Origin of the sequence: Paenibacillus chibensis (assembly GCF_004001045.1) — a bacterium.
GTDB lineage: Bacteria > Bacillota > Bacilli > Paenibacillales > Paenibacillaceae > Paenibacillus_AQ > Paenibacillus_AQ chibensis.
Window position 1 is genome coordinate 84,085 of the sequence record NZ_BIMK01000016.1, and the last position, 25,007, is coordinate 109,091.

Consider the following 25,007-nt stretch of genomic DNA (forward strand, 5'->3'; position numbering starts at 1 on the left):
CGGGAATTACATCAACATTTGCGGGTCTACGTCGATGCTGATCTGAAGCTTCTGGCCTTGGGCGGTATCCTCAAGCTGCTCGGCAGCTTCCTGCACCAGTCCGACGGCGTCGATATTCCCACGCCATTTTACCATACATTGAAATCTGTATCTATTTTTTATCCGGGGAATCGGCGAAGCGACCGGTCCCAGCACGTCAAAGGCATCGGCCGTCAGCCGGTCCAGGCTGCCGTACCAGCCGCGCTGCCTTGCTTTCCCCTGCAGCACGGACACCATATTCTCGGCCATTCGCACCAGCAGCGGCAGCTGCTCATGGGTCAGGGTCACGAGAATCAGGCGGCAATACGGCGGATAATGAAGATTCCTTCTATGCTTCAGCTCATCTCGCACAAAGGAAAGATAATCATGCTGACTGGCATGGATAATGGAATAATGATCCGGTGTATAAGACTGGATAAACACCTCGCCCGGCAGCTGATGGCGTCCCGCCCTTCCGGCGACCTGCGTCAGGAGCTGGAAGGTTTTCTCGCCAGCCCGGAAATCCGGGAGATTGAGTGCCGAATCCGCGGTAATGACCCCAACCAGCGTCACATCCGGGAAGTCGAGGCCTTTGGCAACCATTTGCGTTCCGAGCAGCACGTCGGCTTTTTTGTCGCGAAACTGCTTCAGCAGCTTCTCATGCGAGCCTTTTTCCGTGGTCGTATCCACATCCATGCGGATAACCCGGATTCCGGGAAAAAGCTTAGCCAGCTCCTCCTCCACCCGCTGCGTGCCTGTGCCGAAGTAGCGGATATGTTCACTCCCGCAGTCCGGGCAGACCGACGGTGCCGGTTCGGCGTAACCGCAATAATGGCAGCGCAAATGGTTTGATTTTTGATGGTAGGTCAAGGAGATATCGCATTCCGGACAGCCGGCCACATAACCGCAGCTGCGGCACATGACAAAGGTCGAATATCCCCGCCGGTTCAGCAGCAGCACGATCTGTTCCTTCCGATCCAGACGCACCTGAATCGCTTGATGCAGGTCGCGGCTGAACATCGAACGGTTGCCCTCCTTCAGCTCTTCGCGCATATCGACGATCTGCACGGCCGGCAGCTCGTTGCCGAGTGCCCTGTGCTTCATCTCCAGCAGCATCGGAGCGAAGTTGTCGTCCGACTGCGACCGGGCCGCGTGATAGCTTTCCAGCGAAGGCGTCGCCGAGCCCAAAATAACGGCGGCTCCCTGCTGCTGCGCCCGTTTGACCGCTACGTCTCTCGCATGGTACTTGGGACTTTCCTCCTGTTTGTAGGAAGTTTCATGCTCTTCATCCATAATAATGAGTCCGATATGTTCAAATGGCGCAAACACCGCGGAGCGGGCTCCGATCGCTACCTTCACCCTGCCTTCGCGGATTTTCCGCCATTCATCGTAGCGTTCTCCGCCGGAAAGGCGGCTGTGCATGACGGCTACCTGGTCACCGAAGCGGCCCTTGAACCGCTCCACCATCTGCGGTGTCAACGAAATCTCCGGTACAAGCACAATGGCTTGACGGTCCTGTGCGATGCAGTGCTGAATCGTCTGCAGGTAGATTTCCGTTTTGCCGCTCCCGGTTACGCCATGCAGCAGGAACACGCCATGACGACGGGCATCCAGCGTTTCGCGAATGCGGTCATAGGCCGTTTGCTGCTCCTCGTTGAGCTCCAGCGGAACCGACGGCTTGAACCGGCGCCCCCTGTACGGATCGCGAAACACTTCCACATCTTCGATCGTCACATACCCCTTGTCAGCCAGGCCCTTCACGGTTGCTGCCGACACCTGCAGCGAGGCAAGGATTTCTTTTAATGGAAGGGGCAGCAGCTCCTTCATTTCGAGAATGAACTGCAGCACCTCCCGCTGCCGCTGCGCCTTGGCTGGAAACTCGTCCAGCGCAGCCTCCGCCGCCTCGGCATCCACGGCCAAATCCACGGCCTTGAGCATTTTCTTCTGAAGCTTATCCTTAATGGACTGATTCTCCTGCAGCACACCTTTGCGGAGCAGGGCTTTGATCGTATCCGCATGATCCGGGAAAGTCCGGCTCAAATGCTGAGCGGGAACTTCCCCTTTTTGGCCGACATACGCTACTATGGTCCGGACTTCCTCCGGCGGTTCTGATGAAATGCGTACCAGCGAGCCAGCATACTCCCCCTCATCAGGATCAGCGTCAGAAGGAGCTCCAAGAGAAATATATCTTTCAGCCTTGCCTTTCAGAGCCGTCGGCACCATGACCTGCAGCGCCGTAATATACCGGCATGCATATTTGCGGCTCATCCATTCAGCTAGCTGCACAAGCTCCGGCGACAGCGGAGCAACCACATCCAGCACTTCCTGAATGGCCTTCAGCCGCATGCCCCCCGGTGAAGGCTTATCCTGCAGCCCGACAACAAATCCCTGCACGGTCCGGTGTCCGAAAGGAACGCCTACCCGACTTCCTATCTCGATCCAAGCCCGCATGGATTCCGGGATAAGATAATCGAAAGGACGGTCGGTGTCCTTCACGGGAACATCGACGATCACTTTGGCCACTTGCGGCAGCATCATCAATTCGCCTCTCCGTTCATGCGGCGTGCTGCGATGGTAAGAAGTCTGCGGGCGACTTCGTCCTTGGACATCACGGGCATCTGCTCGACAAGACCTCCGGCGTCATACACCTGGACGATATTCGTATCCGAACGGAAGCCAGCCCCTTCAGCCGTCACGTCATTGGCTACGATCAGATCGCAATTTTTGCGGACGAGCTTGTCTTTGGCGAAAGCTTCCACTTGATGGGTCTCGGCCGCAAAGCCGATCAAAAATTGATTCGTCTTGCTTTTGCCGAGCTGCTCGAGAATATCTACCGTTTTGACGAGCTCAAGCGTCATCGTGTCGCCCTTTTTCTTGATCTTGCTGCTCGCCGTTTCGGCCGGCCGGTAATCGGCCACCGCTGCGGCCTTGATCACCAGATCGCTGTCCTGCCAATGTCTCAGGACCGCTTCATACATATCTTCCGCGGATTGCACCGCTTCCGCATCGATCCCCGCTGGCGGCGGCGAATCGGTGTGTCCGTGGATCAAGTGAACCGTGGCCCCCATTTGCTGGGCTGCCTTGGCAAGGGCAAAGCCCATTTTGCCCGAGGAATCATTCGTGATGTAGCGAACCGGATCAATCCGTTCGATCGTCCCGCCGGACGTGACAATCACTTTTTTTCCTTCTAAAAGCTTCGCCCCGTCATCCTCTTTCTCGGCAAAAAAGCGTTCCACCACGGCTACAATGCTCTCGGGCTCTTCCATGCGTCCTTTGCCGACATAACCGCAAGCAAGCAGTCCTTCGCCCGGCTCGATCATCATGACGCCGCGCCGTTCCAGCGTCTTCATATTCTCCTGTACCGCCGGATGCCCATACATATGCACATTCATGGCCGGAGCGATCATCACCGGTGCCATGGTCGCCAGAAGCGTCGTCGACAGCATGTCATCCGCCAGTCCGTGAGCCATTTTGGCGATCATATTGGCCGTCGCCGGGGCAATCAGCACTAAATCCGCTGCATCCGCAAGACGGATATGGTTGACCACGGACGGGTCCCTTTCGTCAAACGTATCGCTGAAGACCGCGTTTTTGGATAATACCTGAAGGGTCATTTCCGTAATGAACTCTTTGGCCGAGGAGGTCATGATGACATGCACATCCGCCCCCTTTTGCACCAGCTTGCTGCAGAGACTGGCCGCTTTATACGCCGCAATTCCGCCTGTAACGCCCAGAACAATCGTCTTCCCGTTTAACATGCAAATCCCCTCTTTCACCCAGGAATAGAGAAAAAAATACAACCTTGCGGTTGTATTTTCATACAGCGTCTATTGACGCTTGGACAGGAAGCAGGCAAACGTGCCCCCCTCCTCGCGATCATAGAATGGTTCAGCACCGCTGAAGCCTTCAAGACTCAGGTCAATTCATGCTTAAGGTTTCTTGATTTCGTCTTTCTCGGTTGCAGGTTCAGGAATGATACGAAGAAGGTCGCCGTAGATTTCCTCAAGAGCCACACCCACGTATTTATGGGATCTCGGATGCTTAAGCTCGGTTTTTTCGCCCTCGCGCAGCTGTCTGGCACGTCTGGAAGCCGCAACCACCAGCGAATATTTACTATCGACTTTATTCATCATTTCATCAATCGAAGGATACAACATGTAACTGCCACCTCTTCTTATTCAAATGTCTGTATTTACGTCCTATCGTCTCACCTTACAATGTTCGGCCACAATAATCGATTCTATTCGTTTGCAAGCGGAGTCGATCTCGTCATTCACGACAGCATAGTCGTAATGCTGCATCAAACTGATCTCATCGACTGCAACCGACATGCGGTGATCAATTGTCGCCTGGCTTTCCGTACCGCGTCCCTGGATACGGTCCTTCAGCTCGTCAAGCGATGGCGGCAGCAGGAAGATAAATACGCCCTCCGGGAACTTTTCCTTTACCTGCAGCGCTCCCTGTACCTCGATCTCCAAAATAATATCATTGCCGCTTTCGAGCGTCTTTTCCACAAAATCACGTGGCGTACCGTAATAGTTCCCCACGTATTCCGCATGCTCCAAAAGCTGGTCGTTCTGCATCATATTCATAAACTGCTCGCGGGTTTTGAAGAAGTAATTAACTCCTTCTTCCTCGCCGACCCTCGGACTCCGGGTCGTAGCCGAAACGGAATATACGAGCTTCGGCAGCTTCCCTCTCAATGCGGTACATACGGTTCCTTTTCCGACCCCGGAAGGTCCGGATAACACAAATAATATTCCCTTTGCCATATTACTCCCCAACTCGTTATTCGTCATTATCGTCGTCTTTGCTGGACAAGCGGTGTGCAACGGTCTCCGGCTGCACCGCGGAAAGGATGACATGATCGCTATCGGTAATGATCACGGCACGCGTCCGGCGTCCGTAAGTCGCATCGATCAGCATATGACGGTCTCTTGCTTCCTGAATAATCCTCTTAATCGGTGCTGATTCAGGGCTTACAATGGAAATGATTCGGTTGGCCGATACAATATTCCCGAAGCCGATGTTAATGAGTTTGATTGCCATAATCAGGTTCTTCCCCCTATACATTTGACTCTTGTCTTTTCTGTCGAAATTGCCTGTTTATTCTATATTGGCCAATTGTTCGCGAATTTTTTCCAGTTCCGCCTTCATTTCGACAACCCGGTTTACCAGAGTCAGATGATTGGCCTTCGATCCAATCGTATTGACTTCCCTGTTCATTTCCTGAATCAGAAAATCCAGCTTTCTTCCGACCGGTTCATCCGCATGCAGCAGTCCACTGCATTGCTCAAAATGGCTCTGCAGACGTATCAGTTCTTCATCAATGTTGGAACGGTCTGCGAAAATGGCAATTTCCATGCCAAATTTATGTTCATCAAAGGCAAACGAACCGTCATTCAGATCAGACAGCCTTTGTTTGAGCTTATTGCGGTAATCCTCGACGACTGTTGGTGCGAGCTGCAGCATCTCGCCATGCAGAATCTGGAGCTTCCGCAAGCGCTGCTCCACGTCCGCAATCAAGTGCCTGCCTTCCAGGCTGCGCATGGAGGTGAGTCCTTCCAGCGCCTTCCGGAGACCGTTATCCAGAACGGAACCCCATTCCTCAAGGTCGGTTTCGCCATCCAAGGCACTGTGCTCTGGAGCGATCCATACACCGGGAAGAGACAACAAATCTTTCACAGTCAGCTCCCCGTCAAGGCCAAACCGATGCGAAAGATCCTGGGCCGCCTGCAAATACGTCTGTACGGCCTGCTCATTGAGCAAAGCATGTGGAGCATGCTCGTCGCCTTCTTCCTTGTTGACGTAAACGTCAACTCTTCCGCGCTTCACATACTGCTGCACCGTTCTTCGCAAAGTGTCCTCGAAGCATGTCCACTCACGCGGCAGACGAAGCACAACTTCGCAGTATCGGTGATTGACGGACTTCACTTCAAATACTACTTTATACCCTCCGTGCTGAAGGGCAGACTGACCGTACCCGGTCATACTAAAAGACATCGGCACCACATCCATTACACTATTGTAATTGATTACGATCAACGAAACAAGGGGGACAATTGGCGGCCGGATCGGGCCCAAACATGCTCGATGAGCTGCGCGCTCATTTCGTAAAGCATGAATGGAGTCATCAAATAAATACCATTGAAGTGATCCATCGCCACATCCAGGAGCTCCTTCGCGATCTGAACCCCCATGGCCCGGCCTTCCTCTCCTTCAAGCCCCGCCATGCGGCCGCGGACGTCGTCAGACAATTGAATGCCGGGAACCTCGTTATGCAAATATTCCGCATTTCTTCCGCTGGCCAGCGGCATGATGCCCATAAAAATCGGAACGTCGAGATGGCTCGTTGCCTCGCCGACCGCTCGAATCAGTTCAGGATCGTATACGGGCTGGGTCATGATGTAATCCGCTCCAGCGGCAATTTTGCGCTCCAGCCTTGCTACGGCTTTGTGCAAGTGCTTCCCGTGCGGGTTAAAGGCCGCGCCAACCACGAATTTGGCTTTTTGCTTGAGCGGCTTGCCCGAAAAGGCGATGCCTTCGTTTAATTGCTTGATCATGCGTATAATTTCAAATGAGGTCAAATCATATACGGAGCTCGAACCCGGCAGATCGCCAAAACGCGCCGGATCCCCGGTAACGGCCAAAACATGGTCAATGCCCAAAGCATCAAACCCCATCATATGCGACTGCGTTCCGATCAGATTCCGGTCACGGCAGGCAATGTGCACGAGCGGTCTGAGGCCCGTCTTGGCCTGTACCAGATGCCCCAGCGCCATATTGCTCATGCGGGTCACCGCAAGCGAGTTGTCGGCTAGCGTCAGCGCATCGGCACCGGCCTGCTTCAGTCTCTCGGCTCCCTGCAAAAATTTAGTGATATCCAGGTCCCGCGGAGGATCCAGCTCAACGATCACCGTGTGACGCTGTTTCACCAAATCGACCAGGTTAGGCTCACGTTCCTCCTGGCTTTGTTCCTCAGCGAGATGCTCGTGGACAACCAGCGGAGCCGGTTGCTCCGGAATCGGTTCATACGCCACCTGCTGCGGAATATATCCCTCAAGCGCTTTGGCAATCGCAGCGACATGCGCAGGCGTCGTCCCGCAGCAGCCGCCGATAATACGGGAGCCCAAATCCGCAAATTTCAAGGCCATCTGGCCGAAGTAATCTGGACCCGCCCCGTAATGATATTCTCCGTCCACATAGTCGGCGACGCCGGCGTTCGGATAGACCGACATCGGAGCCGGAAGATGGCCCTCCAGCGTCTTCATGGCGCTCATGATGCCGTTAGGGCCCGTGCGGCAGTTGAAGCCGATGACGTCGGCCCCCTCCTGCTGAATCATCCGGAAGGCTTCCGGCATCGTGTATCCGTCCAGGGTTCTGGCCACATCCTCGACCGCAAACTGGCAGATGACCGGCAAGGAGGTCAACCGGCGCGTAATGGACAGTGCCAGCGACAGCTCCTCCACATCATAGAAGGTTTCAAGCAGAATGCCGTCCACGCCTTCGCCCAAAATCGCCTGCAGCTGCTGCTCGAAGTACTTTTTCAGCTCTACCGTGGACACATTCGTCCGTTTGCCGCCCCGAATCGAGCCCACCGCTCCGACCACATAGCCCTCTTCTCCTGCGGCTTCGCGGGCGATCCGCACCCCCGCGCGGTTAATTTCGTTCACCTGGGATTCCAGCCCATACTTGGACAGCTTGTCGAAGTTGGCGGAAAAGGTATTCGTCTCAAGCACCTGCGCTCCCGCTTCCATATAACGCCGATGCACATCCCGGATCACATCCGGAGAGACCAAATTCAATTCCTCATAAGAAATACCTACAGGAAAACCCATTTGATATAAGAAAGTGCCCATCGCTCCATCCCCGACAAGCACGCGAGTATCCAATGCCTTGCGCAAATCCGGCTTCATCAACAATTCCCCCAACCTGACCGTAGTTTCATACTAATGTATCACAAAACCTTTTATATTCCCACAAGTTAGCACGGAATTAACGGAATTTTAAAAATCGCTTCCCGGGCAGTTAAAAAAAGCCTGCCGATCACCGCCACAGCGGCAAAATTCGGCAAGCTATTTCAACGTTCAACTATGCTCGGGTCTATGCCGTGATCAGGCCTGTATACACAAATGCTGCCGGCCCGGTCATGTACACCCGGTTATCCTGCTCGTTCCACTTAATGAAGAGACTGCCACCCTTCAGGCGCACTTCCGCTTCCCGGTCCGTTTTGCCGTTCAGAACGGAGGATACGAGCGTGGCGCACGCTCCGGTGCCGCAGGCCAGTGTCGGGCCTGCGCCGCGCTCCCAGACGCGCATGTCCACCGTACGGCGGTCGAGCACGGTTGCGAACTCCACGTTCACTTTTTTCGGAAACATCGGATGTACCTCCAGCTTAGGCCCCCAGGCGTTCAGATCAAAATTCACGGCATCCTCAACATAGATGACGCAGTGCGGATTGCCCATGGAAACCGCGGTAAACTGGAAGGATGCTCCTTCCGACTCGATCGGTACGTCCACGACCGGGTTCGCATCGACCGTTGTAGGAATTTGGAGCCCCTCCAGCACAGGCTGTCCCATATCGACCGTCACGGTAGCCGCTTTACCGTCTTCGGTTTGAATGGAAACCCTTTGTACGCCTGCACCAAGCGTTTCGATCGTAATCTCTTCCCGTTGCATGTATCCGTGATCGTACACGTATTTGGCTACGCAGCGGATGGCATTGCCGCACTGCTCGGCTTCGCTGCCGTCCGAATTGATGATGCGCATCCGGTAGTCCGCGTTCTCGGATGGCAGGATATACACCAAGCCGTCTGCCCCGATCCCAAAGTAACGATCACACCACTTAATGGCAAGCTCTGCCGCGTTTTCGGGCAGAGCCTGCTCGCCGTATATCACAATAAAGTCATTGCCAAGACCATGCATTTTCGTAAATTCCATATTTGCTGCCACTCCTTAACTTCGGCTTGATTTCAATAAAGCATACCGTAAGGAATGGCGAAAACGAATTAACTTTATGCCGAAATATTTGTACTTTTCGCCACGAAGCGGCCGCCTCCGCTTTTGCGCTTCTGGCGTCTGCCGCCCCATACGCTGCCGGCTCCCATCAGGAAGGTCGGAATGCCTGCCGCAACGATGGTGATTGCCCATTCACGGAAGCCGAGCGGCACGGTCTTGAAGATCGGCTGCAGCGCTTCGATGTACATGACGCCTAACATCAGCACGACCGAGGACAACACGGCCAGCACCAAATATTTGTTTTGCAGCGGATTGCGATGGAATATGGAGCGCGAGCTCCGGCAATCGAACACATGAATCAGCTGTGCCAGCACCAGCGTAGCGAACGCCACGGACTGCGCTTTGGCGATTTGGCCGGCGTTGCTTGGATCTGTTCTCAGCGTAAGCCAGAAGGCTCCTAGCGTGCACAGGCCGATCAGGAACCCCCGGCTGATGATTTTCCATCCCAGCCGCCGGGCAAAAATATTCTCTCTTGCTCCCCGCGGCTTATGTTCCATCAGATCCTTCTCCGGCTGATCTATACCAAGTGCCATCGCAGGCAGACCGTCGGTCACGAGATTGACCCACAGAATCTGAATCGGAAGCAGCGGAAGCGGCAGTGCGAGCATCATCGCGAAAAACATCGTTAAAATTTCGCCGACGTTCGAGGCAAGCAGGTACCGGATAAACTTGCGGATATTTTCATAAATGCTCCGTCCTTCCTCGATCGCCGCCACAATCGTTGAAAAGTTGTCGTCACTGAGCACAAGCGCCGAGGCTTCCTTGGTTACATCCGTGCCGGTGATGCCCATGGCGATTCCGATATCGGCCGCCTTGATGGCCGGTGCATCGTTCACGCCGTCCCCCGTCATGGCGACAACATGCCCTTTGCGCTGCAAAGATTTCACGATCCGCAGTTTATGTTCAGGCGACACGCGCGAATACACATACACATTGTCGACCTTGGCGTCGAGCTCTTCATCCGTAATCCGGCTGAGCTCCTGCCCCGACATGGCCATGCCTCCACGGGGAATAATGCCCAGCTGATGGGCGATCGCTTCCGCCGTCGTGCCGTGATCGCCCGTTATCATCACGGTTTTGATGCCGGCGCGTCGGCATGTGCCGATGGCATCACGCACTTCGCGGCGCGGCGGATCAATCATGCCGGCCAGGCCGACGAATACGAGCTGGCTCTCGGCTTCCTTCTCATTGCCCAATACATCGTGGACACGGATATCCCGGTAAGCCGTTCCCAGTACGCGCAGCGCCTCCGAAGCCATCTGCTCATTGGCTGCAAGCACTTTTTGTTTCAGCGTGGCGGTAAACGGAACGACATTGCCTTCCCATAAAATATAGGTGCATTTGTTCAGCAGCACATCCGGTGCGCCTTTGGTGCACAGCAGTCTGCCGCCTTGATGGCTGACCACGACGGACATGAGCTTGCGCTCGGAATCAAACGGAAATTCCTGGTCACGCTTGTACAATCCGGACAACGAATCGGATGTCATCCCCATTTTAGAGGACAACGTAATGAGCGCGCCCTCGGTCGGATCCCCCTTGAGTCCCCAAATCGAATCCGCCGGCTCATCTTTACCTTTGCGCTTGCCTTTCTGCTCCGCAGGCTGGGTTTCGAAGATCTCTGCATTGTTGCACAGCGATCCGATTTGCAGCAGGCGGCGCAGTCCCTGATCGTTGCGGATATCGATAGGCTTGTTCTTCTCCAATATTTGACCGGTCGGCGCATATCCGTCTCCCGTAACCTCCAGCTCGCGTCCACCGATCCACAGGCGGGTGACTGTCATTTTGTTCTGCGTAAGGGTGCCTGTCTTGTCGGAGCAGATCACCGAAGCGCATCCCAGCGTCTCAACGGATGGAAGCTTGCGCACAATCGCTTTCCGCTTGATCATCCGCTGCACGCCAAGCGCAAGAGCGACGGTTACAATGGCAGGCAGACCTTCCGGGATCGCGGCAACAGCAAGGCTGACGCCCGCCAGGAACATGCCGACCGGAGGCTGTCCGTGCAAAATCCCCGCAATCACGACCATGACGGTCAGGCCGAGGGCAAGAATGATGAGCAGCTTGCCAAGCTGCTCCAGGCGGTACTGCAGCGGCGTCTGCTGCGTATCCGTGTTTTGGATCAGGTCGGCGATTTTCCCCATTTCCGTATTCATCCCGGTGCGGACCACCACGCCTTTGGCGGTTCCTCTTGTCATCATCGTTCCCATGAAGCCGAGATTTTTCTGGTCGCCTAGCGGCACATCGGATTCGGCAATGACCTGGTTGTGCTTACTTACCGGCACCGATTCGCCTGTGAGCGCCGATTCCTCGATATCGCAGCTGTTCGTTTCCAGCCAGCGCACGTCTGCGGGAACCCGGTCGCCGCTTTCCATCAGGATGATATCGCCCGGAACGAGCATTTTGGCCGGAACGGAAACGCTTCTGCCGCCCCTCAGCACCTTTGCGGAAGGAGCAGACAGCTGCTTCAGCGCCCGCAGCGAACGCTCGGCCCGGAATTCCTGAACGAAACCGAGCACACCATTCAGCAGAATGATCGCGATAATGGTGATGGCGTCCAGGTATTCGCCCAGCAGGCCGGACACCAGCGTAGCTCCCATCAGCACCAGAACCATAAAATCCTTGAACTGGTTCAAAAACAGCGCGAACAGTGATATCTTCTTGCCTTCGGACAGCTCGTTGCTTCCATGCTGCCTTCTTCGTTCGTCAGCCTGTTCTTCCGTAAGCCCCTGCTGCGGATGCACGTCCAGAACCTGCTGGAGATCTTCGGCATTCATCTGATGCCATGCTTTTTGTTCCATGCTACCCTTTCCCTCCCGCTCTTTATGCTGCTGCCTTTAAGGTGCTAGACAGCTTTTCCACCTGTTCTAACGTAAATGTATTCGGACAGGACCTGAAATATCACAGAAGGCGCCTCTTAAGTTTTTGGGCAAACTATGGCATCATAGAGAAGACTCGTTTTCGATGATGTGCACGAAAGATTCGGATGAACGAAATATTGCATTTTGCAAAGAAAAGATGGGAGATAGATACAATGGCATTGGACGGAATCGTAACCAGGGCGATCGTGCATGAGCTCGAAGCCTGCCGGGGAGCCCGGATCAGCAAAATATACCAACCAAGCGATCATGATATACTGTTTCACCTGCGCACCCGCGACGGGAATACCAAGCTGCTGCTGTCAGCAAATCCTACGTATCCGCGGGTTCACTATACGGACCGGACCTTCGTGAACCCGCAGGAGGCGCCGATGTTCTGCATGCTGATGCGCAAGCACTGCGAGGGGGGAATCATCGAAGAAATCAGCCAGGTGGGGATGGAGAGAATCATTCATCTCACCGTCCGCCAGCGCGATGAGCTCGGAGATGTGTCCACCAAAAAAATTATCCTCGAGCTGATGGGACGCCACAGCAACATTATTTTGACCGATCTGGCGACCGGCAGCATTCTGGACGGCATTCATCATGTTACGCCGAGCATCAGCAGCTACCGGATTGTGATGCCGGGCTTTGCCTATACGGAGCCGCCGCAGCAGCATAAATTGGATCCGCTCACGGCAGAGCGCAAGGATTTCGTCGTGAAATCCTCCGCCATCGAAGAACCGATATCCTGGATTGTCGACACCTTCAGCGGTCTCAGCCCGCTCGTCGCTCAGGAAATGGTTCATCGATCCGGCACGGATGTCACATATGAGCTTGATGCAAGTGAAGAAGCAGCTTACCAGCGCAGCACCGCATTGTGGGATGCGTTCGAGTCCGTGATGGAGCCTGTCCGGAAACACGAGTACGCACCCGTCACCGGAGCGAATGCGAAGGGAAAAATGGTATTTTCGGCAATAGACCTGACCCTGCTCCAAAAGGATATCAAGCGTTACGATACGGTAAGTGCATGCATGGAGGATTATTACGGCGAAAAAGCGGAGCGGGATACGGTCAAGCAAAAAGTCAGCGATCTGCTACGGTTCCTGCAAAACGAACGCACCAAAAACATTAAAAAGCTGGATCATTTGCATGCCGATCTGGCCGAAGCCGATGATGCGGATCAATACCGCATATATGGAGAGCTGCTGTTCGCTTCGCTCCATACGCTCCAAAAGGGCGACAAGACCGCGGTGCTCGTCAATTTCTACGATGAAGAGCAAAAGGAAGTCACCATACCGCTTGATCCGCTGTTATCGCCCTCGGACAATGCGCAGCGCTATTTTAAAAAATACAATAAATATAAAAACAGCCTGATCGTCATTAAAGAGCAGCTGGAGAAAACGCAGGAAGAAATCCGCTACATGGATGAACTGCTGCAGCAGCTGTCCTATGCGTCCATGAGCGATATCGACGAAATTCGCGAGGAGCTGATACAGCAGGGATATCTTCGCGACCGCAGCAAAAAAGTCAAGAAGAAGAAAAAGAATGACCGCCCTGCCCTGCATGTGTTCACGTCATCGGAAGGGATTGAAATCTACGTCGGCAAAAACAATCTGCAAAATGAGTATTTAACGAACAAGCTGGCGGGCTCAAACGATACCTGGCTTCACACCAAGGATATTCCGGGTTCGCATGTCGTCATCCGCAGCACAGAGTTTGGCGATTCAACCCTGGAGGAAGCGGCTCAACTGGCGGCTTATTATAGCCAGGCCAAGGAATCCAGCAGCGTTCCTGTCGATTACACCCTGATTCGGCACGTCCATAAACCGAACGGGGCCAAACCGGGATTCGTGATCTATGATCATCAGAAGACGCTTGTGATTACGCCGGATCAGGAGCGGATAAAGGGCCTTGCGAGCACGCTGAAATAGCAGAGCCTGCGAAAAGAAAAAAAAAGCTGCCGACCTGTCCCTGTAGGACAGCGTCGCGCAGCTTTTTTGGCTATAGCAACAACAACATTCACGACTCTGAGCTTACCCGCTTCAGCTCCCCCAGCACGGAAAAAGGTACCGAACGGCTGCCGATATCGCCGTGGAACACGATGCCCTGCCTTGCGCCGTGAAAGTCAGAGCCTCCCGTGACGATCAAGCCGTATTGATCCGCCATCGTCAGATAGCGCTCCTCTTCGGCCCGTCCATGATCGGAGTGGAAGACTTCAATTCCCGCTGGCTTGGCCTCCTCCAAAATCCGCCTTACCAGATCATCGTCGCCGTATATTCCAGGATGAGCGAGTACGGGCGCCCCGCCGGCCTCGCGGATCCAGCCGCAGGCTTCCTTCGGGGAAATCCGCGGCACTGACACATACGCGGGCGCATCCTCCCCAAGGTAACGGTCGAATGCATCCCTCATATCCTTCGCGTAACCTTTGCTTACTAGGACGTCCGCCATATGCGGCCTTCCGACGCTTTCATCCGGACGCAGATCCCTGCCCAGCCCGGCAACGACTTCCTCCAACGTAATCTGCACGCCAAGCTCCTGCAGCCGGGATATGATGCGCCCGTTCCGCTTTTCCCTGGTACTCCGTAAATCGTTCAGCCGCTTCAGAAAAACCTCATCCCGGCAGTCGATATAATATCCGAGTACATGAATATCTTTTCCCCCCGCCCGGGTGCTGATCTCCACGCCCGGCACCACGACGATTCCGCAGCGCCCCCCTTCCTCCAGCGCCTCCGCTACGCCGGCTACCGTGTCATGGTCTGTAATGGCCACAGCCGCCAGCCCTTTTTCGCAGGCAAGCCTTACGTTGTCCGCAGGGCGCTGCATTCCGTCGGAAGCCTGGGTATGGGTGTGCAGGTCGCATTTTCCTTCCGAATGATTCATAAAGCGCTTCCCTCCCTGTTAATACATCTTGCTTCTACTTTTTATTGTATAGGATCGAACGGCACCATACAAAAAACCTGAACCCGTTGATCGGATTCAGGCTGTGAAAGTCGTTTTTTTATGTATGCATTATCTGCGTTTACGCGTGTTTTTAATCAAGGTCATTCTGCGGGAATGGCGCAGCCAGGAATAATACGATTTCAGATCCCTAAGCTCGATGGTCTCAGACATGCGGCCCAGGAAAGTGACAATAATCATTTTATGAAGGGGATTCCCGCTGATGTCATGCTCTCCTTCGATTTCCGTGAATTCGGCAACCACGACCATATCCTCATCAATCAGATAAACGTCCTGTTCATTCCGGTAATAGGGAAGCATCCGGTCCTGCTTCAGACATTCCCACATCCATGCCGCAATGTCGTCGACCTCGGTTTCCCCGACTTGAATACGGTCATTATATCTGGTCTTGGCATGATTGGTTATGACAATGTCAGCGACTCTCTTATCGCCCAGAACAACGTAGAATGGTTCATAAGTGCTCCATCTTTCCATTCCTTTGTCGCGCATGGAACATCACTCTCCACCACATAGGACTTTTTATCTAAGTATATTTACCTATTATATTACAACATCACCACATGTTACACAAGCAAAAATATCTTAAATTCATAGAATTCCAGCCTCTCGTTTGCTCTTCCCGCGCAGCTTATATATAGAATATATGCATCATTCCTATGAATCTTGCTACTTTTTCATATTAAATTTTTTGCAGGCAGCCGAGGATCCAGATAGACCTTTTTTACTAGGAATGGACGGTGGATATCGATATCGCTGAGCGAAGAGTCTTTTTCACATTAAAAAAAAAGCAGCCCCTCAGGGCTGCCTTTCGCAAAATGCTATGGTTCGTTCAGGTGGGAGCCACGTTCGTGGCGTTAGAAACGGCGTGGCTAGACTACAGACCGTAATATCTTGTCTTGTCGGGAATATCCTTGGTATATTCCGTTTTGATTTCGTTCCGATAGGAGCGCTCAATTTTTCGTACATAGGAAAGCCTGCGTATGTTTTTGGCAACCTCCTCGGCACGGTCGGCATTCACATACATGACCACATAGTGCATGCGCCTCGAAATATAATGGACGGTCCCGTATTTCTCAAGATTTCTGGCCGCCTTCACGTCCGTGACCCAAATAATGTAACCTGTCCGTTCTGCAAACATCATTTCCCACCTCACTTTATGATACTGTCTCTATTTAGCGTTTAGCCGCCGCAGCCGCATTTGCCGCCGCCTCCGCAGCCGCCTTTCGGATTCGGGTCATTGCTCGGAACCTTGATCGTATCCGATACGGAAAAGGCGATCATTTCGGACATCTGGTGCAGCATGTCATCCAGATCCTTTTCCGCCTGCTTGAAGCGGATCACCTCTTCGAATTGCTCCAGCTGTTTCTCCACGGCTGCAACCTCGTCCTTGGCGCTGTGGTAATTCGGATGAAAATGTCCGAACCGCTGGGTTTCCTCGAAAAGCTCCTTCTTTTTTGAAAGCAGCCGGACAAGCTCCTGTACGCCGGGATTGCTGTCCACGCGCTGCTTCCAATATAAATAATCAGACACTTCAACGGACTGATTGATCATATCGCCTAATTCATAGGCGTTCATCAGTACCGCAGCCATGTCCATCGTCTGCACCTCTGATACGCTCATGAAAGTCATCTCAATTCTATAAAAGTTCCACTCCCTTGGAGTGGACTCTTCTATCATATCATAACCCGTTCTCCTTAAGAAGAGGGATTTCAAACTCCCGGCCAAGAAGGAATCATTCGAAAGCGGGAAGAAGCAGCTTCAGTTCCCTTAAATCCTCGGCGCACAGCTCCAGCTGCTCGAGCCTCCCCGTTTCCAAATCATGCAAAATCCCCTCTGCGCGCCATGGGCCCGAACCGATCGACAGCGGTGCAAATTCAGCCGTTCTTCCCTTGTGCTGCAAAAGAACCCGGGTTTGCCAGCTTTGAGCCTGTTCCACAATATTTTGCGCGGTCGAAGCATGATAGCTGCGATAATCCTGCAGCCAGCGGGAAGGAATCCGCTCATAACCCGGAAACAACGAAATGGGTGCCGGAATGTCGTGATCAGGCTCGAAGAAATGAACATTCCTCCCGCTGTATACCATTCCCTGATTTTCATACAAACGCTCATCAAGCAGGCTTGCGTTTTCCATGCGACCTTCCACATCATGAAGAAGAGGATATTCCGATGGCTCGCCGTCCCTGCTGCCCATCGCTTTGAGAGGGGCGAGACCCATACCCTCGAGCAGCTTGCGCAGCCTCGACGTATTGGAAGCCTTGACGATAAAATGCCTGGGTCCGATCCGCTCTGCCTCATCGCCGAGCTGCGGATGCGCGGCGATGGCATTTCCCTCCTCTTCGCCCGCACAAGATAACAGCAGCACTTCGTCAAAACGCGTGCGCCCGAGCTCCTTGCCCCACTGCCGCAGCGCGGCTGCGACATGGCCTGGAATATCGGCCGCAGAGCTTTCCGCCAGAAAGTCCAATATTTCAGCCGTATCCAGTCCGTTCTCCACCGCCCTCGCCGCGCTTGATTTCGTGAGCCTGTAGACGGAGACACGGTCGCATTGTACCAAATCGGCGATGGCAAGCAGTTTCCACCGCCGGATATACGGTACGCCCGGAGGACAGATAATATCGAAATCAGGCTGAACATACAAAGGTTCATGCTCCATTCCGCTCGTTTCTTGTGGACCGAAGAGAAGTGAAGCGGGGTCCAGGGTCCAGCGAAAAGCTGGGTTGCCCTCCGGGTCCACGGCAACGTCTCCCCAGCCGAATCCAGCCAAGGCATAGAGCCATGCGGTACATGCCCTCCCGGCACCTTCTTCACAGGTAATCCCTTCCGCTGTCATCCATTGCAAGATGGAGGTCATATCGTACCAGACGCCCTGCTCCATTGCCGGCATGCAGAGAAAATAGCGGAACAGCTGCGTGTCAGCTGCGCTTTGACCGTAACGTTCGATGACCGTACGGAGCAGCAACCGATTCATTTCCTGCTCCGTCAGGCTCAGCCATGTGCGCAGGCGATCGCAATTTACCGGCATCGATGTTGCCGTTTTAGACAACAGCCCCATGCATAACATCAAGTCGAGAATCACCGCCGACGCGGATCCATACGCCTCCTGGTAAGCATATTGCAGCGATAACGGCTTGATATGCTCCTCCCGCAGGCAGATCATATCCTGCAGCCGCTGCAAGCTTTTTTTGTGAACCGTTCCTTTTGCTGTTAAGGGGAGCCCTTGTTCAGCCGCAAAAGCGAGCGCATGCAGCAGGTCCAGTGTCAGCCCGGGCCCGGATTCGCATCGGATTTCCAGTCCCGCAGGACTCAACGGCTGGGGAACCGGTGTGAAGTATGCTGGCAGTATCCGAAGCAGCTGGTCCACCGGGATATAATATAGCCTTTCGCCCCATGATTTTTTCACGGCTTCAATCCAGCCGCCTTGTCTGAGCCTGATGAATGAAATCTTTCGTTCCGCTCCGGTGCGATGAAGATCTCCGATCCGCTCCCAGCCCTGCTCGCTGAAGGAATGGCCACCGAAATGGCAGATCAGCTTCCGCAGCAGCTCGCCCTCGCTCGTATCCAAAGCCGGAATTCCAGCCGATCTTTCAGCATTCTTGTCTGTCATGTGCCGGATCGCACCTCCTTGGCGGAATGGACCGTATATTCGTAACCCTGCTCAATCAAAAACATCTGACGGCGGACCGCAAATTCCTCTTCCTTGCTGCTTTCGGAGACCAGGGTATAGAAGTATGCCCGGTTATCCCCTGCCTTCGGACGCAAAAGCCTTCCGAGCCGCTGCGCCTCCTCCTGGCGCGACCCGAAGCTGCCTGATATTTCAACCGCAACGGATGCATCCGGTAGGTCTACGGCAAAATTGGCTACCTTGGACACAACCAGCACAGGGGTCTCCCCTTTCCTGAATGACGCATACAAGGCGGTCCGCTGCTGCTGCGGCATTTTGCCGCTGATCAGCGGCGCGCCGATGGCCTCGGCAATATGGGACAGCTGGTCCAGATACTGACCGATGACCAAGATTCCCGCCGATGGATGCTTCCCCAGCAGCTCCTTGACGACCGCTGTTTTGCCCGGGTTTTCGGCAGCAATCCGGAATTTCTCCTTGCCTTCCGCGTACAGGTATCGTTCACGGAGCGCCGCTTCCATCGGCACGCGAATTTCGCAGCATTCCACCTGCGCGATCCAGCCCTCAGCTTCAAGCTCTTTCCAAGGCATCTCATAGCGCTTCGGACCGATCAGGGAGAACACATCCTGCTCGCAGCCGTCCTCGCGCACCAGAGTAGCCGTGAGCCCGAGCCTGCGCGTTGCCTGAATGTCGGCCGTAGCCCGGAACACGGGCGCCGGCAGAAGATGCACCTCATCATAAATGATGAGTCCCCAGTTCCGTTCATTAAAAAGCTTCATATGCTCGAATTCATCATCCTTGGAGCGCCGGTGCGTCAAAATTTGATACGTGGCGACCGTCACCGGCTTCACTTCTTTTTTCTGCCCGGTATACTGGCCAACGTCGGAAGCCTGCAGCGAGGTCCTCCCTGTCAGCTCCTGGAGCCACTGCTCCACAGAAGTCGAGTTCGAAGTGAGAATCAGGCATTCGCACTGAAGTCGCTCCAGCGCGGCAATACCGATCACCGTTTTGCCTGCGCCGCAGGGCAGAACCAGTACCCCGCTGCCTCCGCCTTGAAAGGATTGAGCCGCATCTTCCTGGTAGCCGCGCAATGAAAATCCGCTTCCTTCGCCGCTGTTCTTCCATTCCAGCTTGAGCGCTTGTCCTTCATGGTAGCCCGCCAGATCAAGCACCGGATAACCGTAACGCATAAGCTCCTGCTTCAGCCTTCCCCGGGAATCAGCATGGATCCGGGCTTCATGCGGGGATATGCGGGATAATTTCAACGAAGCGAGTGCAGGTACAGCCAGCGCTTCGTCCAGCAGTTCGCTATTTACGGACGTAAGCCGCAGCGTGTCCTTCTCCTCCTTCTGAAGCTTCAGCTTGCCATACCTGGACATCAGCTCGCCGATCTCCTGGAGCAGTCCTGCCGGCAGGCTCCATCTGGAGATGGAGCTGAGGTCCGACTCGATCTCCTCCCGGGTACAGCCCAGCGCAGCCGCGTTCCAAAGAGACAATGGCGTTATCCGATAGGTGTGGAATGAGGAAGGGCTTTTCACCAGCTCCGCAAACCGGGTCAGCTTCTCCCTTGCCGCTTCGAATCCGGGGTGGCCGCATTCCAGCAAAATCGTGCGGTCTCTCTGTACGATGCAGGCCTTCACGTCGTTCATGACTCGTCTCCTTTCCATATCGAGAAAAAAGTTCATTCCCTGATCAGGGAATGAACTTTTGATCTTGCTTCATATTCATTATATTTTCCCAAAGTTCGCCATATCATTCTCCGGTATGCTTGGCGTTGCCCTTAGCGGGTAGAGCTATTCCCACCCTTGATAGGACTGGGTCATCGTTACCAGCAGCTTGGCTGCGCTCAGCATGGCCGATTCATCAAAATCGAATCGCGGATGATGATGCGGATAAATCGCCTGAATATCCGGATTGCCGGCGCCGACGAACATAAAGCAGCCCGGGACATGCTGCAGGTAATAGGAGAAATCCTCCGCAGGCATAATTTTTTCGCACCGGCTGACTTGCTCCTCCCCAAACACGCCCGGAGCTTCGCGGAAAAAACGGCCGGTTTCCTCGTCATCGTTCACGAGCGGCGGATAGCCCATCAAATAGTCGATTTTAACCTCCGCGCCGTAGGTTTGGGCCGTCAAAAGACTGATCTCTTCAATCCGTTTGCGGATCAGCTCCCGGGTCTCCTCATCGAATGTACGGACGGTGCCTGTGATGCGGCAGGACTCCGCAATGACGTTCTGCGCGCTTCCGCCCTGGATCGTACCTATGGTCACGACTGCCGGCTTCAACGGATCAACCGAACGGCTGACGATGCTTTGCAGCTGCATCACCAGCGCCGCTCCCGCCACCACGCTGTCCACGGTCACATGCGGCATGCCGCCATGTCCGCCTTGACCGAGAATATCTATAAAAAATTCATCGGCCGCCGCCATCAGCGGACCGGGTGCACTGGCCGCCGTCCCCGCGGCAAACGGTGTCCACAAATGAACTCCGTAAATGACATCGACGCCCTCCAGCACCCCTGCCTGGATCATCCCTTGTGCCCCGCCCGGGCATACTTCCTCCGCCGGCTGGAATATAAACCGGATTTCTCCTTCCACATCCTTCTGACGCTGGCTGAAATAAGTCGCCACTGCCAGCAGCGTCGATGTATGTCCGTCGTGGCCGCATGCGTGCATCACGCCTTTAACCTCGGAAGCGTAATCGCAGGTCTTCTCGTCCTGGATCGGAAGCGCATCCATATCGGCACGCAGCGCGACCGTTTTCCCCGGCTTGCCGCCCTTTAAAACCGCCAGAACGCCATGCCCCCCGCCGATCTGCGTGGATACGTCGAGTCCGAGCTCCTTCAGCTTCCCCGCGACGAATAGCGATGTTTTCTCTTCGTGGTAGGATAGCTCGGGATGGCGGTGCAGATAACGTCTCCATTCCACCATTTGCGGCTGCAGCGCATTTAACAATGCCTCTTCTCTCATGTCCACACGTCCTCTCGCCCAAAGAATGTCCTTTGCATTGTTTTTCCATTGGCCTGCCCACAATGCCTTTTTTCCATTGTAGCAGAAACGGGTGAAATGGGGTATGTCCCCCTTACAGTGACAAGGCTTGCACAAGCGCCTGAAACATAATATCATGAGTAAAGAACTTTACAGGCATTTAAATAAGGAGGATTTTATAGGATGATTTTTGAAAATACAGGACTGGTCGGACTGAAAAGCGACTTGGCATTTATGGATGAAGTTGCCGAAAAAACAGGATTTGTACGCTGGCAGTGGGAATATTACCGCGCTACATACGAATATAAAATCGAAGATACGGATACCAATTCCGAGTACTACGTGCGCATGAACACACGCGCTATCGAAGGCAAGCTTGAGAAACCGGATACCGTGCTTGAAATCGAAGCCGTTTACCTGGGAAAAGCGACCTTCCCTCACGGTCTGGAATATGAATCACCAGTTCCTTCCAAAATTCTTAACATTGCCAATAAAAAAATCCAGCAATTCAAAGCTACTCTGGAAGCGTAAGGCAGGTCCCTTATGAATCAGGAGAAACCCCAACTGAGGAAGAGAGGGACGCCGGATTTCCAACTGCTTATCCTTACTTTTCTGTTGGTCGGTTTTGGGCTGGTGATGGTGTTCAGTGCCAGTTCAAGTCTCACCATTTCCAGCAGTAAATTCAATAATGATCCGCTTTATTTTACGAAGAAGCAGTTTGTATGGGCATTGCTGGGCACGATCGTGATGTTTATCGCAATGAACATCCATTACAGCAAGTACAAAAAGCTTTTTGTGCCCATGTTTTTCGTGACGGTCGTTATGCTGGCCATCGTGCCGTTTACCAAGAGCGTCAACGGCGCAAGAAGCTGGCTCGGTGTGGCAGGAATGGGGATTCAGCCGACAGAATTGGCTAAAATAACGATCATCCTGTATCTCTCTGCTCTGATCGTCAAGAAAGGCGAGCGCTTCAGGGATTTGAGGACAGGCTACATTCCCGTCATGGTCATCGTCGGCTTCGTGGCCGGCCTCATCATGATGCAGCCGGATCTGGGCTCCACAATGATCCTTGTCGCAACGAGCGCGATCATTATCTATGCCGGCGGGGCCAGCCTGAAGCATATGCTCGCCTCGGCAGCGCTGCTGATCCTTGGAGCCAGCCTGGTGCTCGGCGCCAATTATTTGATCAAGTCGATCACGCACAGCGATAGTGCTCAGGAGCAGAGCGGCAGCAATTACAAGATGGGAAGAATTACGGCCTGGATCGACCCTTATCAGGATGAGAAGGGCGACGGCTACAATCTGATCCAGTCTTTGACGGCGATCGGCAATGGTCAGGTGACAGGCGCCGGATTCGGAAAAAGCATCCAGAAGCTGAACTATATCAAAAACCCGTATAATGACTTCATTTTCCCGGTCATGGCCGAGGAATTCGGATTCATCGGGACAAGCTTGTTCCTGTTGATCTACATTTACTTCATATGGCGCGGAATTCTTATCGCGCTGAGGTGCACCGATCCTTTCGGAACACTCGTCGGAATCGGCATCATGGGGCTGTTCGCCATTCAGGCCTTCGTTAACATCGGCGGCGTCTCACAGACGATTCCGCTGACGGGGGTCACGCTTCCGTTCATCAGTTACGGAGGCACGTCGCTGCTCATCATGATGTTTTCCATGGGGATCATGCTCAGCATTTCCAGACAAGTCAATCTGCCTGCCCCGCAGGAGGTTGTCAAGTCCGTAAATATTAAAAGAGACTACCGGAGGTCCGTGTAGTCTCTTTTTTATAGAGATAGGAACGTATAGCTTTATTGGCCTATTTCCTTATCTCCCGGGAAAACTGCCGCTGAATGCGGTCCAAGCTTATGTGTGTGCTGCGTCTTCTTATGCATGGTTTCCTTACACAAATGTTTCGTTATTTGGCCCGGGACGCACTGTCCTCGATTTCGTCATCCTTGAATGCCACGCCTTCAACCTTGACGTTGACTTCAACGACGCGAAGCCCCGTCATGCTTTCCACCGCTTCCCGCACGTTTTGCTGCAGCATGCGGCAAACCTCATGAATCGGTGTTTCATACAATACGATAATGCGCAGATCAATGGCAGCCTCCAGCTGACCCACTTCCACGGTCACGCCTTTCTGCACGTTTTTTCCGCTTAGGCGCTTGGCCCATCCTTCGGATAAACCGCCGGACATTGCAGCAATGCCGGGGGTTTCCAGAGCCGCTAAACCGGCGATTTTCGATACGACATCATCCGATATCCGGATCGTTCCCGTTTCCAGTTGAAGCTGTTCAGTCATACCCCTTCCTCCTTCACCTCATTATCCGTTATTGTAAATCCTAGAGGGGCTAAAAAGCAAATATTGGCCCCAAGATTTGTTTACAACCCCATAGGTTTTGGGTATATTGAAAAAGAATCTTCATCCCACATCACACCGAGGTGTCGAATATTGAAAAAATGGTTGAGCCCTTTTTTGCTGATCGCATTCTTCGTACTTAGTGCAGTCGCGCATTATGCGGGCTGGGATGCCACGATCCAGTTCACCCTGGCGGCGATTTCCGTCATCTTTGTAGCCGGATTCCTCGGTAAAGCGACTGAAAATGTCGCACATTATGCCGGTCAGCGCCTTGGCGGCTTTCTGAACGCTACGTTCGGCAATGCGGCCGAGCTGATCATCGCCATTTTCCTCGTCAAAGAGGGACTGTTCGATATGGTGAAGGCCAGCTTGACCGGTTCCATCATCGGCAACCTGCTGCTCGTGCTTGGTTTGAGTATTTTTGCGGGCGGACTCAAATTCAAAATCCAAAGCTTCAACGTCTCTCTCGCCGGCATGAACGGCTCGCTCATGATCGTCGCGGTCATCGCCCTGTTCGTTCCCGCGGTGTTCCTGAACACGCACTCGATTACGACGGGAGACACCCAAACGCTAAGTTTGATCGTAGCCGGTATTTTGATCGTAGCATACATAGCCTGGCTGGTATTCTCCATGATTACCCACAAAAACTACCTGGCCGACGTCACGGAAAATTCCGAAGAAGAGCTCCCGCATGAGCATGAGCCGGAATGGTCCAAAGGCAAATCCATCCTGTACCTGATCCTCGCTACCGTGATGGTTGCCTTCGTGAGCGAATGGCTGGTTGGAACGCTGGAGACGTTCACCACCCGTTTCGGACTGAGCGAACTGTTTGTCGGCGCCTTCCTCGTGGCTATCATCGGCAACGCTGCCGAGCACAGTGCAGCCATCATGCTCGCCATGAAGAACAAAATCGGGGCAGCCGTCGAAATCGCGGTAGGCAGCAGCCTGCAGATCGCCCTGTTCGTCGCTCCGGTGCTCGTGTTCGCCAGCTTTTTCTTCGGCAATACGATGAACCTGGTCTTCACCGCGATCGAGCTGCTCGCCATCGGCGTCGCCGTGTTTATCGCCAAGTCGATCATTCAGGACGGCAAAACAAATTGGTACGAGGGGCTGCTTCTGCTGGTCGTGTACTGCATTCTAGGCGTATCCTTTTTCATGGTATAGCGGTAAGGACGCCTCGATAAATGAATACG

21 protein-coding genes are annotated in these 25,007 nt (G+C 53.8%); 4 read left to right on the top strand and 17 right to left on the bottom strand.

Annotated features, from left to right (window positions below):
• Positions 1-6: 6 nt before the first annotated feature.
• From priA to PCH05_RS14125, 9 genes are all read right to left on the bottom strand, one after another.
• Positions 7-2,556: a primosomal protein N' gene (priA, locus tag PCH05_RS14085; RefSeq protein WP_174806266.1), complete on the bottom strand. Its 2,550-nt coding sequence runs from the start codon at positions 2,554-2,556 to the stop codon at positions 7-9.
• Positions 2,556-3,776: a bifunctional phosphopantothenoylcysteine decarboxylase/phosphopantothenate--cysteine ligase CoaBC gene (coaBC, locus tag PCH05_RS14090; RefSeq protein ID WP_127603034.1), complete on the bottom strand. Its 1,221-nt coding sequence runs from the start codon at positions 3,774-3,776 to the stop codon at positions 2,556-2,558. Before coaBC ends, priA begins: the two co-directional genes overlap by 1 nt.
• A gap of 171 nt (positions 3,777-3,947) precedes the next feature.
• A complete protein-coding gene (gene rpoZ / locus PCH05_RS14095; RefSeq protein WP_127603035.1) occupies positions 3,948-4,175 on the bottom strand; it encodes a DNA-directed RNA polymerase subunit omega in 228 nt (75 codons plus the stop codon).
• A 42-nt stretch (positions 4,176-4,217) separates the two neighbouring features.
• Complete coding sequence (gene gmk / locus PCH05_RS14100; protein WP_127603036.1) at positions 4,218-4,790, bottom strand: guanylate kinase; 573 nt, start codon at positions 4,788-4,790, stop codon at positions 4,218-4,220.
• A gap of 16 nt (positions 4,791-4,806) precedes the next feature.
• The gene (gene remA, locus PCH05_RS14105) at positions 4,807-5,067 is read right to left on the bottom strand and encodes an extracellular matrix/biofilm regulator RemA (protein ID WP_006209218.1); all 261 of its coding nucleotides are present in this window, start codon (positions 5,065-5,067) and stop codon (positions 4,807-4,809) included.
• A gap of 57 nt (positions 5,068-5,124) precedes the next feature.
• Entirely contained in the window at positions 5,125-6,021 is an 897-nt protein-coding gene (locus tag PCH05_RS14110; protein ID WP_127603037.1) for a YicC/YloC family endoribonuclease, read from the bottom strand.
• A gap of 38 nt (positions 6,022-6,059) precedes the next feature.
• Entirely contained in the window at positions 6,060-7,934 is a 1,875-nt protein-coding gene (locus tag PCH05_RS14115; RefSeq protein WP_127603038.1) for a bifunctional homocysteine S-methyltransferase/methylenetetrahydrofolate reductase, read from the bottom strand.
• A gap of 187 nt (positions 7,935-8,121) precedes the next feature.
• Positions 8,122-8,958, bottom strand: a complete 837-nt coding sequence (gene dapF, locus PCH05_RS14120; RefSeq protein ID WP_127603039.1) for a diaminopimelate epimerase — start codon at positions 8,956-8,958, stop codon at positions 8,122-8,124.
• Positions 8,959-9,032: 74 nt separating this feature from the next.
• Complete coding sequence (locus tag PCH05_RS14125) at positions 9,033-11,831, bottom strand: calcium-translocating P-type ATPase, SERCA-type (protein WP_127603040.1); 2,799 nt, start codon at positions 11,829-11,831, stop codon at positions 9,033-9,035.
• 233 nt (positions 11,832-12,064) lie between these two features.
• Here PCH05_RS14125 and PCH05_RS14130 point away from each other — a divergent pair, with 233 nt between their 5' ends.
• Positions 12,065-13,822, top strand: a complete 1,758-nt coding sequence (locus PCH05_RS14130) for an Rqc2 family fibronectin-binding protein (protein WP_127603041.1) — start codon at positions 12,065-12,067, stop codon at positions 13,820-13,822.
• A gap of 88 nt (positions 13,823-13,910) precedes the next feature.
• Here PCH05_RS14130 and PCH05_RS14135 read toward each other — a convergent pair whose 3' ends face one another.
• The 7 genes from PCH05_RS14135 to PCH05_RS14165 all read right to left on the bottom strand — a co-directional run bounded on the left by PCH05_RS14135 (position 13,911) and on the right by PCH05_RS14165 (position 21,437).
• On the bottom strand, positions 13,911-14,771 hold the full coding sequence (locus PCH05_RS14135; RefSeq protein ID WP_127603042.1) for a PHP domain-containing protein: 861 nt from the start codon (positions 14,769-14,771) through the stop codon (positions 13,911-13,913).
• A 129-nt stretch (positions 14,772-14,900) separates the two neighbouring features.
• The gene (locus tag PCH05_RS14140) at positions 14,901-15,338 is read right to left on the bottom strand and encodes a hypothetical protein (RefSeq protein ID WP_127603043.1); all 438 of its coding nucleotides are present in this window, start codon (positions 15,336-15,338) and stop codon (positions 14,901-14,903) included.
• Positions 15,339-15,723: 385 nt separating this feature from the next.
• Positions 15,724-15,987: a YlbG family protein gene (locus PCH05_RS14145; RefSeq protein WP_127603044.1), complete on the bottom strand. Its 264-nt coding sequence runs from the start codon at positions 15,985-15,987 to the stop codon at positions 15,724-15,726.
• 41 nt (positions 15,988-16,028) lie between these two features.
• Entirely contained in the window at positions 16,029-16,469 is a 441-nt protein-coding gene (locus tag PCH05_RS14150) for a YlbF/YmcA family competence regulator (RefSeq protein WP_127603045.1), read from the bottom strand.
• Between the two features lie 112 nt (positions 16,470-16,581).
• Positions 16,582-18,453, bottom strand: a complete 1,872-nt coding sequence (locus PCH05_RS14155) for a helicase-associated domain-containing protein (protein ID WP_127603046.1) — start codon at positions 18,451-18,453, stop codon at positions 16,582-16,584.
• Positions 18,450-20,117, bottom strand: a complete 1,668-nt coding sequence (locus PCH05_RS14160) for a DNA repair helicase XPB (RefSeq protein WP_127603047.1) — start codon at positions 20,115-20,117, stop codon at positions 18,450-18,452. Before PCH05_RS14160 ends, PCH05_RS14155 begins: the two co-directional genes overlap by 4 nt.
• Before the next feature lie 144 nt (positions 20,118-20,261).
• A complete protein-coding gene (locus PCH05_RS14165) occupies positions 20,262-21,437 on the bottom strand; it encodes a M20 family metallopeptidase (RefSeq protein WP_127603048.1) in 1,176 nt (391 codons plus the stop codon).
• A gap of 201 nt (positions 21,438-21,638) precedes the next feature.
• On the opposite strand from PCH05_RS14165, the gene PCH05_RS14170 reads away from it, so the two are divergent.
• Both PCH05_RS14170 and ftsW read left to right on the top strand, forming a co-directional pair.
• Positions 21,639-21,986 (top strand): YugN family protein, encoded by a 348-nt coding sequence (locus PCH05_RS14170; protein WP_127603049.1) that lies wholly within the window; start codon positions 21,639-21,641, stop codon positions 21,984-21,986.
• 12 nt (positions 21,987-21,998) lie between these two features.
• Positions 21,999-23,231: a putative lipid II flippase FtsW gene (ftsW, locus tag PCH05_RS14175; RefSeq protein WP_127603050.1), complete on the top strand. Its 1,233-nt coding sequence runs from the start codon at positions 21,999-22,001 to the stop codon at positions 23,229-23,231.
• Between the two features lie 139 nt (positions 23,232-23,370).
• Here ftsW and PCH05_RS14180 read toward each other — a convergent pair whose 3' ends face one another.
• The gene (locus tag PCH05_RS14180) at positions 23,371-23,757 is read right to left on the bottom strand and encodes an Asp23/Gls24 family envelope stress response protein (RefSeq protein ID WP_127603051.1); all 387 of its coding nucleotides are present in this window, start codon (positions 23,755-23,757) and stop codon (positions 23,371-23,373) included.
• A gap of 150 nt (positions 23,758-23,907) precedes the next feature.
• Here PCH05_RS14180 and cax point away from each other — a divergent pair, with 150 nt between their 5' ends.
• Positions 23,908-24,978, top strand: a complete 1,071-nt coding sequence (gene cax / locus PCH05_RS14185) for a calcium/proton exchanger (RefSeq protein WP_127603052.1) — start codon at positions 23,908-23,910, stop codon at positions 24,976-24,978.
• The last annotated feature ends 29 nt before the right edge of the window (positions 24,979-25,007 follow it).